18 protein-coding genes are annotated in these 16,785 nt (G+C 63.5%); 6 read left to right on the forward strand and 12 right to left on the reverse strand.

The window, feature by feature from the left end:
* The first annotated feature begins 44 nt into the window (after positions 1-44).
* Positions 45-1,082 (forward strand): LacI family DNA-binding transcriptional regulator, encoded by a 1,038-nt coding sequence (locus tag EDF71_RS01105; protein ID WP_243854110.1) that lies wholly within the window; start codon positions 45-47, stop codon positions 1,080-1,082.
* An 18-nt stretch (positions 1,083-1,100) separates the two neighbouring features.
* Here the strand turns inward: EDF71_RS01105 and EDF71_RS01110 are convergent, their stop codons facing one another.
* Genes EDF71_RS01110 through EDF71_RS01150 form a run of 9 tightly spaced genes read right to left on the reverse strand, consistent with a single transcriptional unit; the run spans position 1,101 to position 9,506 of the window.
* Positions 1,101-1,631, reverse strand: coding sequence for a MarR family transcriptional regulator (locus EDF71_RS01110; protein WP_133854790.1), 531 nt, complete (start codon positions 1,629-1,631; stop codon positions 1,101-1,103).
* 35 nt (positions 1,632-1,666) lie between these two features.
* Complete coding sequence (locus EDF71_RS01115) at positions 1,667-2,095, reverse strand: PaaI family thioesterase (RefSeq protein WP_166656422.1); 429 nt, start codon at positions 2,093-2,095, stop codon at positions 1,667-1,669.
* A 46-nt stretch (positions 2,096-2,141) separates the two neighbouring features.
* Entirely contained in the window at positions 2,142-3,107 is a 966-nt protein-coding gene (locus tag EDF71_RS01120; protein ID WP_133855004.1) for a hydroxymethylglutaryl-CoA lyase, read from the reverse strand.
* The gene (locus EDF71_RS01125) at positions 3,107-4,768 is read right to left on the reverse strand and encodes an AMP-binding protein (RefSeq protein WP_243854111.1); all 1,662 of its coding nucleotides are present in this window, start codon (positions 4,766-4,768) and stop codon (positions 3,107-3,109) included. Before EDF71_RS01125 ends, EDF71_RS01120 begins: the two co-directional genes overlap by 1 nt.
* Positions 4,752-5,534 (reverse strand): enoyl-CoA hydratase/isomerase family protein, encoded by a 783-nt coding sequence (locus tag EDF71_RS01130; protein WP_133854792.1) that lies wholly within the window; start codon positions 5,532-5,534, stop codon positions 4,752-4,754. Before EDF71_RS01130 ends, EDF71_RS01125 begins: the two co-directional genes overlap by 17 nt.
* A gap of 17 nt (positions 5,535-5,551) precedes the next feature.
* Complete coding sequence (locus EDF71_RS01135; RefSeq protein WP_133854793.1) at positions 5,552-6,535, reverse strand: tripartite tricarboxylate transporter substrate binding protein; 984 nt, start codon at positions 6,533-6,535, stop codon at positions 5,552-5,554.
* A 47-nt stretch (positions 6,536-6,582) separates the two neighbouring features.
* Entirely contained in the window at positions 6,583-7,779 is a 1,197-nt protein-coding gene (locus EDF71_RS01140) for a CaiB/BaiF CoA-transferase family protein (RefSeq protein WP_133854794.1), read from the reverse strand.
* Positions 7,780-7,781: 2 nt separating this feature from the next.
* A complete protein-coding gene (locus tag EDF71_RS01145; protein ID WP_133854795.1) occupies positions 7,782-8,516 on the reverse strand; it encodes an enoyl-CoA hydratase/isomerase family protein in 735 nt (244 codons plus the stop codon).
* A gap of 6 nt (positions 8,517-8,522) precedes the next feature.
* The gene (locus EDF71_RS01150) at positions 8,523-9,506 is read right to left on the reverse strand and encodes a nitronate monooxygenase (protein ID WP_133854796.1); all 984 of its coding nucleotides are present in this window, start codon (positions 9,504-9,506) and stop codon (positions 8,523-8,525) included.
* 600 nt (positions 9,507-10,106) lie between these two features.
* On the opposite strand from EDF71_RS01150, the gene EDF71_RS01155 reads away from it, so the two are divergent.
* Entirely contained in the window at positions 10,107-10,421 is a 315-nt protein-coding gene (locus EDF71_RS01155; RefSeq protein ID WP_133854797.1) for a hypothetical protein, read from the forward strand.
* Between the two features lie 50 nt (positions 10,422-10,471).
* On the opposite strand, the gene EDF71_RS01160 is transcribed toward EDF71_RS01155, so the two are convergent.
* Positions 10,472-11,125: a flavin reductase family protein gene (locus EDF71_RS01160; RefSeq protein ID WP_133854798.1), complete on the reverse strand. Its 654-nt coding sequence runs from the start codon at positions 11,123-11,125 to the stop codon at positions 10,472-10,474.
* A gap of 254 nt (positions 11,126-11,379) precedes the next feature.
* Here EDF71_RS01160 and EDF71_RS01165 point away from each other — a divergent pair, with 254 nt between their 5' ends.
* The 4 genes from EDF71_RS01165 to EDF71_RS01180 are packed head-to-tail and all read left to right on the forward strand — an operon-like array spanning position 11,380 to position 15,172.
* Positions 11,380-12,405 carry an ABC transporter substrate-binding protein gene (locus EDF71_RS01165; RefSeq protein ID WP_133854799.1) on the forward strand — a complete coding sequence of 342 codons (1,026 nt, stop codon included), beginning with the start codon at positions 11,380-11,382 and terminating at the stop codon, positions 12,403-12,405.
* A gap of 55 nt (positions 12,406-12,460) precedes the next feature.
* Complete coding sequence (locus EDF71_RS01170; RefSeq protein WP_133854800.1) at positions 12,461-13,489, forward strand: ABC transporter substrate-binding protein; 1,029 nt, start codon at positions 12,461-12,463, stop codon at positions 13,487-13,489.
* Between the two features lie 57 nt (positions 13,490-13,546).
* Positions 13,547-14,377, forward strand: coding sequence for an ABC transporter ATP-binding protein (locus EDF71_RS01175; protein ID WP_021027056.1), 831 nt, complete (start codon positions 13,547-13,549; stop codon positions 14,375-14,377).
* Positions 14,378-14,395: 18 nt separating this feature from the next.
* On the forward strand, positions 14,396-15,172 hold the full coding sequence (locus EDF71_RS01180; RefSeq protein WP_133854801.1) for an ABC transporter permease: 777 nt from the start codon (positions 14,396-14,398) through the stop codon (positions 15,170-15,172).
* Between the two features lie 213 nt (positions 15,173-15,385).
* On the opposite strand, the gene EDF71_RS01185 is transcribed toward EDF71_RS01180, so the two are convergent.
* Both EDF71_RS01185 and EDF71_RS01190 read right to left on the reverse strand, forming a co-directional pair.
* The gene (locus EDF71_RS01185) at positions 15,386-16,132 is read right to left on the reverse strand and encodes an anti-sigma factor (RefSeq protein WP_133854802.1); all 747 of its coding nucleotides are present in this window, start codon (positions 16,130-16,132) and stop codon (positions 15,386-15,388) included.
* Complete coding sequence (locus EDF71_RS01190; protein ID WP_133854803.1) at positions 16,129-16,707, reverse strand: sigma-70 family RNA polymerase sigma factor; 579 nt, start codon at positions 16,705-16,707, stop codon at positions 16,129-16,131. Before EDF71_RS01190 ends, EDF71_RS01185 begins: the two co-directional genes overlap by 4 nt.
* Positions 16,708-16,785: the final 78 nt, after the last annotated feature.

A 16,785-nucleotide genomic window follows, 5' to 3' on the forward strand; every position in this document is an offset into this window, starting at 1 on the left:
AAAATGATTGAATCTGATGTTTTCTGATGCCTAGCCACCCAGCAATGCCCCCGCAGCGTCTCACGCTCAAAACCGTGGCCGCCCTGGCGGGCGTCTCCACCGCGACCGCCGACCGGGTGCTGAACCAGCGCCCCGGCGTGCGCCCCATCACCGTGCAGAAAGTGCGCCAGGCCGCGCAGGCGCTGGGCTACCTGCCCGATGCGCTGGCCGATGCCGCGCCGCAATCCGCGCCCTGGAAGCTGGCCTTTGTGCTGCCCCAAGGGCAGAACCCCTACCTGCGCATGCTGGGCGACACGATTGGCTTTTCAGAAAGCCACCAGGCGCCCTTCAACGTCAAATGCCAGGTGGAATATGTCGAAAGCTTCAACCCCGAAGCGCTGGCCGCCAGCTTGCTGCGCCTGGGCAAACGGGTGCAGGGGATCGCCTTCATGGCCATCGAGCACCCCGCTGTGCGCGAAGCCGTGCAGCAACTCGCCGACCGGGGCGTGCCTACGTTGACTGTGATCTCTGATCTGGACAACAGCGCCCGCATCGCCTATGTGGGGCTGGACAACCGCGCAGCCGGCCGCACCGCCGCCTACCTGCTCGCCCGCTTTATCGGCAGCCAGCGCCGCGATGCGCAAATCGCGCTGATTGCAGGATCGCGCAGCTACCTGGCGCATGAGGAGCGCGAGGGCGGTTTTCTGCAACTGCATGCCGAGCAGTTCCCCGACATGCAGATCCTGGGCCTGCGCGAGAGCTATGACGACTCCTCCCGCAACTACCAGCAGACCAAGGAGCTGCTGCAGCGCCACCCGCATATCGCCGGTATCTACAACATCGGTGGTTCATCCGATGGCGTGGGCCGCGCATTGCAGGAAGCCGGCCGCGAGCACCAGGTCGTCCTCATCGGCCACGGCCTCACCCCCGACACCCGCGCCCTGCTGATCAACGGCACCATGGACGCCGTCATCACCCAAAGCCACCTGGGCATCATCATGAGCTGCATCCGCATGTTCAGCAATCTGCGCGACCAGCTCGACACGATGACGGCGGTGGACATCGTGCGCAGTCAGATTATTTTTCGGGAGAATTTGCCTTGAGGGGCCTGGCCCAGCCCCTCAATCGGCGGCGATGACCGCGCCCGGTTTGCGTTTGGGCTTGGCCGCCTTTGCGCGCTCTCGGGCCAAGGTCTCATGCGCATGCGCCGTCAGCAGGTCCAGCGCCCGGTCGAAGACCTCGCGCTCCTGGCTGCTGAGCACCGAGAGCAGTTCCTCATTGCGCTTGACGGCCTTGGGGAACACCTTGCGGTAGAGCTGCTTGCCCTTGGCCGTGAGGCTCAATTGCACGCCCCGACCATCGGACTGGTCCGCGCCGCGCTGCAGCAGGCCACGGTCAATCATCAAAGACACCGCACGGCTGGCCAGACTCTTGTCGATATTCACCTCACGTGCCAGGCCTTGCAGGGACATGGGCGCATTCGCCCCCAACATCCCCAAAATCCGCCATTCCCGGGGGTCCAGCTCGAAATCACGTTGGTTCGACTCTGCAGCCAGGCGGCTCCAATGGCTTGCAAGCATGTTCAGGCGAAACGACACCAGCTCCTTGAAATGGCTGGCGGTTTTGGGCTCCTGAGCATCTGCGGAAGGCATGAGGTCTGTTTTAGGCATTCATGAAGTATAGAAAATCACGGAGACCATTGGCTCCGTTTTCGGCGAATTCTCAATGACGCGGTGCCTGAAGCCACCAGGCGGTCGGCCGCATCGCGGATCTCGGCGCGGCAAAACACCAAGGTGTGGGCCGCATGCTCCACCCAGGCCCTGACCTGCAGGTCGCCCTCCGCAGGCTGCATGTACTGCACATGTAGATCGGTGGTGCCGCCCAGCTCCTCCACCCCGTCCAGTGTGCGGCTGGCACGGGCCATGGCGCTGTCGAGCATGCTGGCAAGCACCCCGCCATGGATGGCGCCCCGCCGGTTGAGCAGCTCTTTGCGCAACGCAAGCCGGAGCACGGCACGCCCTTCGGCGGCCGTCTCGGTCACCAGGCCCAACCATTCAGCAAACGGCGCCACCTCCGGGTAGGCGGAAAGCGCTGGCTCCAGGTGGGCGGCGGTCATACCAGTGGCCGGTGACGGCATAGGTTCTCCGTAGCGCTTGCAACACTCATCGCGCTGCACTGCGCAAGGGGTTCAATCCGCTGCGCACCACGCGGGCATGCAGCTCACGCCCCAGTACCGCTTCGCACAGCTCTGCGGTCTCCAGCAAGGCCTGCATGTCGATACCGGTCTTGACGCCCATGTTTTCAAACAGGTCGATCAGGTCCTCGCTGCTGACATTGCCCGTGTGGCCGCCGCCGTATTTCACCTTGGCGGGATGGCCACCCACGCCGCCCATCGCGCAGTCAAAGTGCCGCACACCGGCATCCAGCGCAGCCACGTAGTTCACCAAGCCGGTGCCCCGCGTGTCATGAAAGTGCGCAATCGGTGTCACATCGGGGTAGGCCGTGCGCATGCGCCTGAACAGCTCTGTTGTCACACGCGGCGTTGCGGTGCCCGTCGTGTCGCCCAAGGTCACATAGCGCACCCCGGCATCCCGAAAGCGTCCCACATCCGCCAGCACACTGTCTGGGTCGACCCAACCCTCGAAAGGGCAGCCAAAGGCCATCGAGATCGTTCCGATCAGCCGAAACTGCTCAGCAGCGGCTGCGGCCATCTGCGCAATGTTCTGCCATTGGTCGGCCCGGCTGCGGGCCAGGTTCTTCAGGGAATGGGAGTCGGTTGCAGACACCAGCAGACTGATCTCGTTGGCGCCATAGCCGGCCTCGCGGTCGGCCAGTGCCCGCTCCACCGCCCGTAGATTGGCACAGGTCGCCTTGTAGAACGCACCCGCTGCACGTGGCAGCGCCTGCAGCAACTCGCTGGCATCGGCAAATTGGGGAATCACCTTGGGGTTGGAATACGAGGTCGCCTCGATGCGCGCAAACCCCATGTCGGCAAAACGCCGGATCAGGTCTACCTTGGTGGCGGTTGGCAACATCACCGACTCATGCTGCAAACCATCGCGTGCAAAGCATTCGCACAGGACGACATCGCGCCCATCGTCTTCGCGAGAGAGAGAAGCGTTCAGCATCATGCGGCCACCGTGTCTGGTTGGATCTTCCACAGCTCCAGCGCATGCGCGCGCAGCTTGTTCTTCTGCACCTTGCTGCTGCCCGTCATGCCGATGTTCTCGAAGCTGTCCACCAGTTCCAGGTAACGAGGCACCTTGAAATTCGCGCAGCGCGCCTTGCACCAGGCAATAAGCTCATCACCACTGGCCTGCTGGCCGGGTTTGAGCAGCACAAAAGCGCCCGTCACTTCTCCCAAGCGGGCATCGGGCACCCCAATGACCTGCGCTTGCTGCACGGCAGGGTGGGCATGCAGCACCTCTTCGACCTCGGCCGGTGCCACGTTCTCTCCGCCCACGCGGTACATGTCCTTGAGCCGCCCGACCATGCGAAAGCGGCCATCGGCACTCTGCTCGCCCATATCGCCGGTGCGCAGCCAGCCATCCTCGGTCATGGCCTTGGCGGTGGCCTCGGGCATGTTGTAGTAGCCGCGCATCACGTTCCAGCCGCGCACCTGGATCTCGCCCTGCCCCTGGCCAGGCGCCACCAGCGCCCCCGTTTGGGCATCGGCAATCCGAACCTCCACTCCCGGGTGGGGCCGCATGAGGCCATCCCGGCGCAGCTCAAATGCGTCATCGTGGTCACTCAGCAGCACATTGGGCGAAGCCTCCGACTGGCCGTAGGCATTGCAGACATGGGGCACCCCCATGACATCGCGGATCTTCTGCATCACCTCCGGCCCTGCGGCCGCCCAGCCGCCTTTCAGATGCAGGCGTGAGGCATCGAAGGTCTCATGCCCCATCAGCATCAGAAAGATCGTGTCGTTGCCCGAAGTCAGCGTGCAACGCTCGCGCTCCAGCACCTCCAGCGCCTGCGCCACATCAAACTTGGGCAAGCTGAGCAGGCAGCAACCCGACACCAACGACACCAGCACCGACAAGGTACTGCCCGCCACATGGAAAAACGGCCGAATGCTGAAGTAGCGGTCATCGGCCGTCACGCCCATGCGCCTGGCCACGCAGGCCGCGTCGCCCAGCATGTTGGCATGGGTCAGCATCACTCCCTTGGGGAACGAGGTGGTTCCCGAGGTGTACTGGATCAACAGAATGTCGTCCGGGCGCACCTGCGCTGCCAGCGTGTCCAGCGTCGCATCGCCCACCCCTGCCCCGTCTGCCAGAAATGCCTCATATGAGGTCACAGCCGCAGCAAGGCCCTGGCCGCCGATGCACACCACCTGGCGCAGCTGGGGCAGTGCCGCACCGGGCAACTGCGTATCGATGGCAGGCTCCACCTGGCGCAGCATGCCTGTGAAGTTAATGCCCAGAAAACGGTCGGCATGGATCAACAGCCGCACATCAGCCTGCTTCAGGCAGAACAGCAACTCATCTGCCTTGAAACGGGTGTTGACCGGCACCGTCACCGCGCCCACCGTGGCACAGGCAAAAAAGGCGGCGATCCATTCGCCGGAGTTTCCCAGCATCAGGCCCACATGGTCACCCTTGCCAATGCCGGCCGCATGCAAGGCGGCCGCTATGCGCCGGCTCTGTGCGGTGATCTGCGCCCAGCTCCAGCTTTCGCCCGGCCCCACATAGGCCTGTGCCTGGCCACGCTGTTGGCACACCGCATTCAACACCTGCGCCAGGGTGACAGGCACCGGCACCAGCGCGTCATTGAGCAGTTGCATCGCCATCTCCCTTCTTGCCAAAGCCTGCGATGGCCTTCTTCCAGTCGCTGCGGCGCAGATTCTCCTGGATGGCGAGCAGCTCAACGGCCATCGCCCCTTCCCGGGTGGTGTCCAGGCCGGCATCAATGCTGTGCTTGGTCAGCGCCACGGTGAGCGGATTGGCGGCTGCAATCTGTAGCGCCATCGCCTTGACCTGCGCCTCAAACGCATCGCTGCTGAACACATGGTTCACCATACCCAGCTGCAAGGCCTCCTGGGCATCGACGACGCGACCGGTGAACAGCAACTCCTTGGCCATGCGCCGCCCCACTATGCGCGGCAAGCGCTGGGTCGCGCCCACCGTGCCCCAGCCCACTTCGGGGTACTTGAAGGCGGCAGAGGTATCCGCCAGCACAAAGTCGCAGGCTGCCGCAATCTCGCAGCCCGAGCCATAGGCCGGGCCCCGGATCGCAGCAATGACAGGCTTGGACAATGCTTCGATCGCCGCATAGGCGGTGAAGCCATTGACCCGGCGCGCAATGATCTCTGCGGGGCTCATGCCCTGCCGCTCTTTGAGGTCCGCCCCCGCGCAGAAGGCGACGCCTTCGCCGCGTACCACGATGACGCGCACCGTGTCGGCCTGCTCCAAAGCATCGCAGGCCTCAACCAGCTCTTGGCACATCGCCACATTCAAGGCATTGCGGCTTTCAGGCCTGGCCAACCACAGGGTGGCGACCGCAGCATCCACGTCAATGCGCAGGGTGCTGAACTCAGGAAATGTCTGCATACTCAAAAACCTCTGTCTCAGTTTTGCAATTTCATGCCCGTGGCCTGCACCAGCTCGGCCAGCCGCTTTCCATCCACCTTGATGAACTCGGTCGCCTGCGCCTTCATTTGTGGCATGGGCTCCGCGTTCTGGGCCAGCAGCAGCTTCTTGAACTCTGGCTTGGACTGCACAGTCTGCAAAGCGGCTGCCAGCTTGTCCACCACGGCCGCTGGCGTTTTGGCCGGCGCGGCGAGCGAATACCAGCTGCCCATTTCGCTGTTGGCGACACCGGCCTCTGCAAAGGTGGGCACATCAGGCATGTCCGGAGAGCGCTTGCTGCCGCCATAGGCCAAGGCGCGCAAACGGTTGGATTTGATGAAGGGCAGCACGGCGGAGATGTTCAGAAAACCCACCTGGGCCACGCCCGCCACCATGTCGTTCACCGCCGGTGCTGCGCCCTTGTAGGGCACATGCAGCAGTTCCACCCCAGCCGCATGCTTGAAGGTTTCCGCTCCGATGTGGGGCGATGAGCCCATGCCCGCCGAGGCATAGCTCAGCTTGCCCGGCTCGGACTTGGCCAGCGCAATGAACTCCTTGAGCGTCTTGGCCGGCACCGAAGGATGCACCGTCAGCACATTGGGCACATTGGCCACCATGCCGATGAACTCAAAATCGTCCACGCCGTGGTAGGCCACCTTGGTGGCGAGCGGGGTGACGGTATGCGCAGCCGCCGTGCCCAGCAGCAAGGTGTAGCCATCCGGCGCCGCCTTGGCCACAAAGGCCGCCCCAATCGATGCACCTCCGCCCGCCTTGTTCTCCACAATCACCGACTGGCCCAGCAAGTCGCCCAGCTCCTTGGCAAGCGCCCGCCCCAGCAGGTCCGCAGAGCCGCCGACCGCATAGGGGTTGACCAGGACGATGGGGCGCGACGGGTAGTCGCCCTGGGCCATGGCCCCCGGTGCAGCCAGGCTGGCAGCGGCAAGTACCGCAACACCTATCAGCGCACGACGAAATTTCAACATGCTTGTCTCCTTGATTTTTTGATGTCACATAGTTACCAGGCTGAGACTCAGATCGCGCCTTCTGCCCGCAATCGCTGTATCTCGTCCACACTCATCGCCAAGCGCTCGCGCAGCACCTCGTCGGTGTGCTCGCCAAGCAGCGGGGGGCGCTGAACCTCAGGGTCGTCAAACCCGTCAAAACGGAAAGGAATGCGCAGGCCACGGAAGCTGCCAATCTGCGGATGTGGGTACTCCACCACCATGCCGCGCGCGGCGACATGCGCATTGCTCAGCACCTCATCGACTTGCAAGATGGGGCCGGCTGGCACTCCCACTGCATCGCAGCGGCGGCACAGCTCATCGCGGTCCAGCCGCGCAATGGCTGCCTGCAGGCCCGCCATCACCTCCTCGCGGCGCGCCATGCGCTCCGCGTTCTTGGCAAGTGCGGTGTCAGTCGCCCAGGCTTCCAGGCCCAGCAGGTTGCACAGCGGCGCCCAGTGCTGGTCGCTGCCGGTGATCTGCACCCATTTGCCATCGCCGCAGACAAAGGCCGCAGAAGGGATACGCCCGGGGTGCTCCGTGCCCAGCCGCTCGGGCACCTCGCCCAGCGCAAACCAGCGTGCAGCGGCTAGCGACAGCAAGCCCACCTGGCCGTCAAACATCGAAAAGTCCACATGGCTCCCCTTGCCAGACTTGGCGCGCCCCGTCAGCGCCGTCAGCACTGCAATCGCCACCCACAGCCCGGAGCTCAGGTCGGCCACCGGCAAGCCAGGCTTGACCGGACCGCCACCGCGCTCCCCCGTCAGGCTCATGATGCCGGCCATGGCCTGGAACACCGTGTCGTAGCCCTTGCGCTGGGCGTAGGGCCCGGTCATGCCAAAGCCGGTGCAGCTCACGTACACCAGCTGGTCGTTGACGGCACGCAGCGAGGGGTAGTCCAGCCCATATTTGCGCAGGTTGCCGACGGGAAAGTTCTCCAGCACCACATCGGCCTGCGCAGCCAGTTGGCGCACCACCGCCTGGCCTTGCTCGGAGCGCAGGTTCACCGTCACCGACTGCTTGCTGCGGTTGAATGCCAGGTAGTAGGCTGAGACATCGCCGCCCTCGCCTTGCATCTTGGGCTCGAAGGAGCGCGTCTCGTCCCCGGCGCCGGGCTGTTCAACCTTGATGACCTCCGCGCCCAGCTCCGCAAGAATCATTGATGCGAAGGGACAGGCGAGCACCCGCGACAGATCCAGAATGGTGATGCCTTCAAGAGGACGCATGCTCAGGCCTCCTTCGCTTTGCGAAAACCGCGCATCATCACATTGGCGTCGCGCCCCACTTCCAACGCGGGCCCCAGGGCCAGATCGGCAACCCGGTGAAAGCTGCGCTTGGTCGTGGCCATGGCCACCGGGCTCCAGCCTGCAATGGTGTGCGCCATTTGCAAGGCGGTCTCCAGCACCTGCGCATCAGGCACCACGCGGTTGCACAAGCCCATGGCCTTGGCCCCCGGGCCATCCAGCGGCTCGGCCAGCGCCACCAACTCAAAAGCCTGCTTGCGCCCCACCTGGCGCACCAGATTGGCCATGACCACCGCAGCGACGATGCCGTGCTTGAGCTCTGGATACCCAAAGCGCACCGTCTCCGACATCACCGCCAGATCGCAGGCAATCGCCAGGCCCGCCCCGCCGCCCAGCGCATTGCCACGCACGGCCGAGATCACCGGCTTGTTCATCTGCGAGAACACCAGATGCAAGGCCGTCGTCAGATCAGCGCGGGTAGTCACCGCCTGCGGGTCTTCGGGGGTGAGTGCAGAAAACTCGGTGGTGTCGGCACCGGCGCAAAACGACTTGCCCGCCCCCGTCAGCACCACAGCATGGACAGCAGGATCACGGTCGGCTGCGCGCAGGCTGTCGAGCAATTCTTGAGTCAGCACGGTGTTGAGCGCATTGTGCTTTTCGGGGCGGTTCAACGTGAGGATGCGGACGGCACCACGGTCTTCAATCAGGAGATGTTGCATAGCGAATCAGAGCGGTTGGTTGTCAAATTGGTTGTGGGCGGCCAGGTCCATGCCCGCCAGGCGGGCGCTGGCCTGCGCCAATTCCTGCACCAGTTGCGCCATCACATGCGCTGCGGGTTGGATCTGCGAGACCAGGCCGGCCGACTGCCCCAGTTCGACCTTGCCCCATTCGATATCCCCGTCCAGCGCCGCTTGCTTGAGCGAGCTCTTTTTGAACAAGGCGTCGTAGTCGTCCTGCGCCAGCTGGTCACGTTCGGCATCAAAAATGGCCTGGGCAAAGGCATTGCGCAAGCCCCGCACCGGAAGGCTTCCGCGCCCGATCAAGGCCGTGTCGTGCACATCGGCCGCCAGCACCGCAGCCTTGTAGTTGTCATGCACAGCCGCTTCATCCGTCAGCAAGAAGCGTGTGCCCAACTGCACGGCATCGGCACCCAGCGCGAGCAAGGCCGCAATACCCCAACCATCGGCCACACCGCCACCGGCAATCACTGGAATCGACACCTCCTGCAGCACACGGCGGACCGTCACCAGCGTGCTCACCTCATTGGCAGGCGGATGGCCACCGGCTTCACCGCCCACCACCACCAGCGCGTCCACGCCTGCAGCCTCGGCCTTCTTGGCATGCTCCAAGGTCGATACCACCTGAATCCACACAGCGCCATAGTCCCGAAAACGCGGCAGGTGCGCCTTGGGGCCCCCTTGCGAGGCAATCACCACCGGCACCTTGCGCGCCACCATCGCGTCCAGAATCTCCGCCACCTGGGGTCGGTACAAGGGGATGTTCACCGCGTAGGGCTTGTCAGTCGCGCCAGCCAGTGCATCGAGGGTGCGGATAAAGTCCTCCAGGCGCAGCGGGCCTGCCGCCAGCACCCCCAATCCCCCCGCGTTGGAGACCGCCGCTGGCAGCGCTGCATTCGATGAGGCCCAGCTCATACCCGCCTGCACGATGGGGTGCCGTATACCCAGCAAGCGGGTGATCCGATTCGCCATGAGAACTCCCTGAAATCCAAAAGTAGTTGAAACTTTAAACTACTTTTATCCCAGCGACAAGAGCCTACTCATCAATCCTGATGAAAAAATATCTTGTCATTCTCCAATGAAAATTCTCAAACAAGTTGACAAATGAAACCAGATGCTTGATATCTTCAACTTTTCCTGCGTGCACAAAATAGGGGGAATTTGCCTTTCATCGGAGCACGGGAAGATCTGCACGTCCGACGCAAAAGACCATGCCAGCGCCGCCATGCCGATGCGTACACCTCCCCCCCGCGAATGTTCTGCACTGCACACCGCAGGTTCGGCGTTGCGTCACGTTGTTAGTCTTTGGAAAAAGCTGCCTCTATGCAGCCGGTCTGCGCATCCCATGCATTGGACGGGCAGAACACGCCAAGTTTGAGGATGGACCAATGACGGTGCCGGACATCGTGCGATGCCAGATAGTTTCAGGGAGAATCTGCCTTGAGGGGTGGGGTTCCCATTGGGCCGCACGGGTGCCAAGCAAGGACTTGGCTGTGACGCTTCCTGTAGCTAGGATCCACGCCCCAATGCGCTTCAGCGGAATCCCCCGCATCCCCCAACCCGAGGAATGACATGCATCCTGTACCGCGCTTGGCCCAACAGCTGGTGGCTGAATGGGCTGAAGACCTGGCCCTAGTCCTTGGACGCTCTGTTGATGAAATTCGGCAAAAAGGTCTGGGGGCAGCAGACTTTCCATCAAACGAAAGCCTGCACATCAAGCTGATGGACGGCTCGTTTGTTCAGTTCGAATACGCATTCCATGTAGTCAATGCGCAGAAGTTCGCGATTGCGGTGTTCACGGAACACTGCGGCTACCATGTCTTCCCCTTCCATGAGGCCGAGGTGTCCCGCATCCAGCGCGAGGTTCTGTTTGTGCAGGAGTTCTAGAGATCTAGCAACTCCCGCACCCTAGCAATCCCCCGCGCCGGTAGCTCCCCTCACATCTCATCAATCGCCGTACTCCCCTCCCCAGCCTGTGCGGCAGCCAAGCCTTCTCCCGCCTCAATCGCAAAGCGCTCCCGGCAGTTGATATAAAAGCTCGCGCCAAAGCGGCCGACGGGGAAGAACTCCTGCAGCCGCACCCGCCATTTTTCGGTGTCGACCAGGCCATCGCGCACGGCCAGCCATTGCACCCGGCCGATGAAGACGTAGCGGCTGGCGGTTTCCAGGGTTTCGTGCAGCACGCATTCGAAGGCCACGGGGGCTTGCACGATGCGTGGGGGGCGCACGCTCTGAGAAGGAGTTGCGGTTAAGCCCGTGTGGTCCAGCTCGCTTTCGTGCGGGGCCAGGCGGTCGCCGCAGCGGTGCATGGCGGCGGCCATGGTCTCGTCGGCGATGTGGACCACAAACTCCTTGTCGCGCAGGATGTTGGTGGCAGTGTCTTTTTGCGCGGCGTCCTGCAGCTTGTTCACGCTCAACATCACCACGGGTGGGTCCTCACCCATCATGTTGAACATGCTGAAAGGCGCGGCGTTGATGGTGCCGTCTGCGCCCAGGGTCGTCACCAGCGCAATCGGGCGAGGCACGATCAGGCTGGCCATCAGCTTGTAGCGTTCATAGGTGCCCAGCTGGGCAAAGTCGATCTCGGTCATGGGCGCTTTCTCATCGTCTGAATGGCCCATTTTGCTTGCAATTGCCATGCCTTAATGGCTGCCATACAAGAAGCCGACTAACAGGTATACAAGATGCACCAAGCAGATGCGCGGCTATGCATCAGCGCGTGCACGAATCTATATTTTCCTCCCCGCATTTGCACCAGCCTGGTGCAATCAAGCCCGCCAGTAGACGGCTTACAAGCTGGCACCGATCTTGCAAACGACCTTGTATGCAACATCGGAGGACCCCCATGCACAAGCGCAGTTTTCTGAAGACCACCGTCGCCGCTCTGGCCCTTTCCCGGGGTGCTGCCCAGGCGGCAGATACGCCCATCAAGTTCCAGCTCGATTGGCGCTTTGAGGGGCCCGCCGCCTTCTTCTTGCAGCCGGTCGCGCAAGGGCTGTTCAAAGCGCAGGGGCTGGATGTGACGGTGGATGCTGGCAATGGCTCCGGCGGTGCAGTGCAGCGCGTGGCATCAGGCACCTACGACATGGGTTTTGCCGACCTGGCCTCGGTGATGGAGTTCCATGCCAACAACCCCGATGCGCCCAACAAGCCGGTCGCGGTCATGGTGGTCTACAACAACACGCCGGCCTCGGTGATGGCGCTCAAAAAATCGGGCATCAAGACCCCGGCAGACCTGGCTGGCAAGAAGCTGGGTGCGCCGGTGTTCGATGCCGGCCGCAAGGCCTATCCGATTTTTGAAAAGGCCAATGGCGTGGGCAACGTGACCTGGACCGCTATGGACCCGCCGCTGCGCGAAACCATGCTGGTGCGCGGCGATGTCGATGCCATCACCGGCTTTACCTTTACCAGCCTGTTGAACCTGGAGGCACGTGGCGCCAAGGCCAGCGATGTGGTGGTGATGCAGTACGCCGACTATGGCGTCAAGCTCTACGGCAACGTGATCATCGCCAGCCCCAAGATGATCCAGGAGCGGCCCGAGGCGATCAAGAAGTTCCTGACCGCCTTTGCCCAGGGCGCCAAGGGCGTGATCGCCAACCCGGCCCAGGCGATCCAGTCCGTCAAGGCGCGCGATGGCATCGCCAATGTGGCGCTGGAGACGCGCCGCCTGCAGCTGGCGATCGACACCGTCATCAACAGCGCCGATGCCCGCAAGGAAGGCTTTGGCCGCCTGGACAGCAGCCGCCTGAGCCTGATGGCCGCCCAGGTCTCCGACGCCTATGGCACCAAGACCCGTGTCAAGGCCGAAGACGTCTGGAACGGCAGCTTTCTGCCGCCCGCCGCCGTGCTGGATGTGCTCCCCAAAAAGTAAGCCATCCCTAGCCTTCTCCACCCCCTTTGCCCCCACCACCTGACGAGACCATCCCGTGAAAAAACGCAGCTTCCTCCACGCATCCCTGGCCCTGCTAGCCGCCGCCAGCACCTGCAACGCCCTGGCCCAGCCGCTGACGCCACTCAAGTTCCAGCTCGACTGGCGCTTTGAAGGCCCGGCCGCCCTCTTTGTGCACCCCGAGCAAAAGGGCTACTTCAAGCAGGCCGGTCTGGATGTGACGGTGGAAGCGGCCAGCGGCGCCGGCGCGATCCAGCGCGTGGCCTCGGGCACGCATGACCTGGGCTTTGCCGACCTGGCTGCGCTGATGGAGTTCCATGCCAACAACCCCGATGCGCCGATCAAGCCCGTGGCCATCATGGTGATCTACAACACCACGCCCGCATCGGTGATGGCGCTGAAAAAATCCGGCATCACCAAGGCCAGCGACCTGACTGGTAAGAAGATGGGCGCGCCGATTTTTGATGCTGGCCGCCGCACCTTCCCGATCTTTGCGCAGGCCAATGGCGTGGGCGCCGTGCAGTGGACCACGATGGACCCACCGCTGCGCGAAACCATGCTGGTGCGCGGCGATCTGGATGCTGTCACCGGCTACACCTTCACCAGCCTGCTCAACCTGGAGGCGCGCGGCATCAAGGCCGAGGACGTGGTCGTGCTGCCCTATGCCACCCATGGCGTGCAGCTCTACGGCAATGTCATCATCGCCAGCCCCAAGCTGATCGCCGAGAAGCCCGAAGCCGTGCGTGCCTTCCTCAAGGCGTTTGCGAAAGGCGCCAAGGAGGCGATTGCCGATCCGCAGGCCGCCATTGCTTCGCTCAAGGCCAAGGATGGCCTGGTCAATGTGCCGCTGGAGGTGAAACGCCTCAAGCTCACCATCGACACCGCCATCGACAGCAAGGGCGCGCGTGAAGAAGGTTTTGGCCAGCTGCGCAGCGAGCGCCTGGGCTTGATGGCCGAGCAGGTGGCCAAGGCCTACGAAACCAAGAACCCCGTGCCCGCCCAAGCGGTCTGGAACGGCAGCTTTCTGCCCAGCGCTGCCGAGCTGGACATCCTCCCCAAGCGCTGATCCCGCCGCCTGCAGGGCGCTGCTTGCGCCCTGCCCTTTTGAAGACGATTGCACCCTATGACGGCCTCCCTCCAAGACCCTGCCTTTGTCGAGTTTCGCGATGTCTGGCTGGCTTACAACGACGAGTTGCAGGCCAAGAACCAGTTCGCCGTCGAAGCCATTGACCTGCAAGTGCGCCGTGGCGAGTTCATCGCCATCGTCGGCCCCTCGGGCTGCGGCAAATCCACCTTCATGAAGCTGGCCACCGGCCTGCGCATGCCCAGCATCGGCAAGATCCGCATCGATGGCCAGCCCGTCACCGGCCCGCTCAAGATATCGGGCATGGCCTTCCAGTCGCCATCCCTCTTGCCCTGGCGCACCACAGTCGACAACGTACTGCTGCCGCTGGAGATCGTCGAGCCCCACCGCAGCCAGTTCAAGGCCCGGCGCCAGGAGTACGAGGAGCGGGCCCGCCGCCTGCTGCAAAAGGTCGGCCTGGCGGGTTATGAGGACAAGTTCCCCTGGGAGCTGTCAGGCGGCATGCAGCAGCGCGCCAGCATCTGCCGCGCGCTGATCCATGAGCCCAAGATGCTGCTGCTCGACGAGCCCTTTGGCGCCCTCGATGCATTCACCCGCGAAGAGCTTTGGTGCATCCTGCGCGATCTGCATGCCGAGCAGCAGTTCAACGTCATCCTCGTCACGCATGACCTGCGCGAATCCGTGTTCCTGGCCGACTCCATCTATGTGATGAGCAAGAGCCCCGGCCGCTTTGTGGTGCGCCGCGATATCGACATCCCCCGCCCGCGCGATCTGGAGCTGACCTATACCAAGGAGTTCAGCGACATCGTGCATGAGCTGCGCGGCCACATCGGCGCCATGCGCAAGACCGGCACCGTGATCAACCAGTAAGCGCCAAGGCCCCACTCTATGTACAAGCTCAACAACCCCAAGCTCGAACGCTGGTCGCCCTGGCTGCTGCTGGCCGCCGTGGTCCTCCTCTGGCAAATCATCTGCTCGGCCTTCCAGGTGTCGGAGTTCATCTTCCCCAGCCCCTTGCTCATCTGGCAGCAGTTTCTGGAGTTCCACACCGTCATCGCCGCGCACGCCTGGCGCACCTTTTGGGTGACGATGGCCGGCTTTGGCGTAGCCATCGTTGTCGGTGTGTTGCTGGGCTTTTTGATTGGCAGCTCGCGCCTGGCCTATGCCGCCGTCTACCCGCTGATGACCGCCTTCAACGCACTGCCCAAGGCCGCCTTTGTGCCCATCCTCGTGGTCTGGTTTGGCATCGGTATTGGCCCGGCCATCCTCACCGCGTTCCTGATCAGCTTCTTCCCCATCATGGTCAACATCGCCACCGGCCTGGCGACCTTGGAGCCCGAGTTGGAAGACGTCTTGCGCGTGCTCGGCGCCAAGCGCTGGGATGTGTTGATAAAGGTCGGCCTGCCCCGCTCGCTGCCCTACTTCTACGGCTCGCTCAAGGTCGCCATCACTCTGGCCTTTGTCGGCACCACCGTGTCCGAGATGACCGCCGCCAACGAAGGCATTGGCTACCTGCTGATCTCCGCCGGCTCATCGATGCAAATGGGCCTGGCCTTTGCGGGCCTGTTGGTGGTGGGTGCGATGGCGATGGTGATGTATGAGCTGTTCAGCTTGGTAGAAAAGCGCACTACCGCATGGGCGCACCGAGGCGCGAACAACCACTAAAGCGGATCGCGGCCTTCGGGCTGAATCACAGCCACCAAAACAAAGGGGCCCGTTCCATGAACGGGCCCCTTGCTGTTTGGCGGCAACGGCTAAGAGCCGCTAACACGACCCAGCAAACCGAAGGTTTGCGGTTGAGACTAGGCGTCAAGCCGCAGGCAGTACAGGAGTACGACAAGGCTTGGCAACGACGTATCAAGGGTTGTGTTAGTGGCTCTAAATCTGCACCGCCCGGCCAATGAACTGAATCGGCCCCGTCGGCTTGCCAATCGGCGATCCGCCTGCGGGCTCCAAGGTCAGCTCAAACAGCTGGTTGGGCTGCAACGGCGGCAGCTTGTCCACGGGTACCTCAATGGCTTCACCCGGTTTGACGAGGCCCAGCGACACCGGGGCGCTCCAGCCATCGGCCTTCGTCCAGAACTGCAAGGATTTCTCAGCCGGCACCACATCGCTGCCCAGCGGCACCAAGCGCAGCCGGTCGGCGGCCTGGGCCTGCACCAGCCAGCCAGGGGCCTGGCTTTGCGGTGCGGCCAGCACCACAAAGTAGCGGGCCGGGCCAGGTGCGGGGGCGGGGCCCAGCACCAGCACGCCGGCCAGCACCGCAGCAGCCGCAAAACCGCTGCCGGCCAGGCCACGCCATAGCGCCAGGCTGTCCCAATCCCACCAACGGCGCGGCGCTGCGGCGGCGCGCTGCGGCTCGGCCGCTGGCCACAGGCTGGCGGTGATGCGCGGCCACAGGCCCAGGCTTGGCTCTTGCGGCGGAGCCAGGCGGGTCAAGGGTTGCAGGCGCTGCTCCCAGGCATCCACGGCGGCGCGCAGCGCAGCATCCTGCGGCAGGCGCTCTTCGATCGCGCGGCGTTGCGCGGCATCCTGCGTGCCCAGCACATACTGGCCGGCCAGGGTCTGCAGGTCGTCGGGGCTGTCGCCATCGGGCGGCAAGGTATTGGGGGTATCGGCGCTCATTGCATGCATTCCCGCAGGGCGCGCAGGCCCCGCTGTATCCAGGCTTTGACGGTTCCCAGCGGGGCCTGCACCCGCGCTGCAATCTCACTGTGGCTGCAGCCATCCACATAGGCATGCAGCAGGCATTCACGGCGCTGCGGCTCCAGCCCTTCCAGGCACTGGCCCAGTCGGCCCAGTTGCGCCTGGCGGCTCAGCGCATCGCCCTCTTCCTGCCAGGCGGCCATCGCGGCGTTGGCTTCATGCGCTGCGGCAGTCGGCTCATCCAGCGCCGTTTCGCGGGCGCTGCTGCGCACCCGGTTCAATGCGGCGTGCCGAACAATGCTATAGATCCAGCCTCTAGCCGCACCCCGTGCCGCGTCAAAACTGTTGGCCTTGCTCCAGATCGACACAAAGGCATCGTGCAGCACATCCTCGGCCGCCGCACGGTTGCGCACTATGCGCAGCGCCACACCCAGCAGGTAGCGGCCCTCTTGCTCATAGATGCGCTGCAACGCGTGGCGGTCACCCCGCGCACAAGCTTGCAGCGCCAAGGCATGGTCAAAACTGTCGTCGGTCACAAAAGCGGCTGGCGGCATGAAGGCGATCCACGAAGAAGGAAGGGGAGGAAATCCTTCTTCGAGTGTAGCCGCTATAAAACAGAAACTTACAACAGA

The organism is Comamonas sp. JUb58 (genome assembly GCF_004364775.1).
In the GTDB taxonomy this organism is placed as follows: domain Bacteria; phylum Pseudomonadota; class Gammaproteobacteria; order Burkholderiales; family Burkholderiaceae_C; genus Comamonas.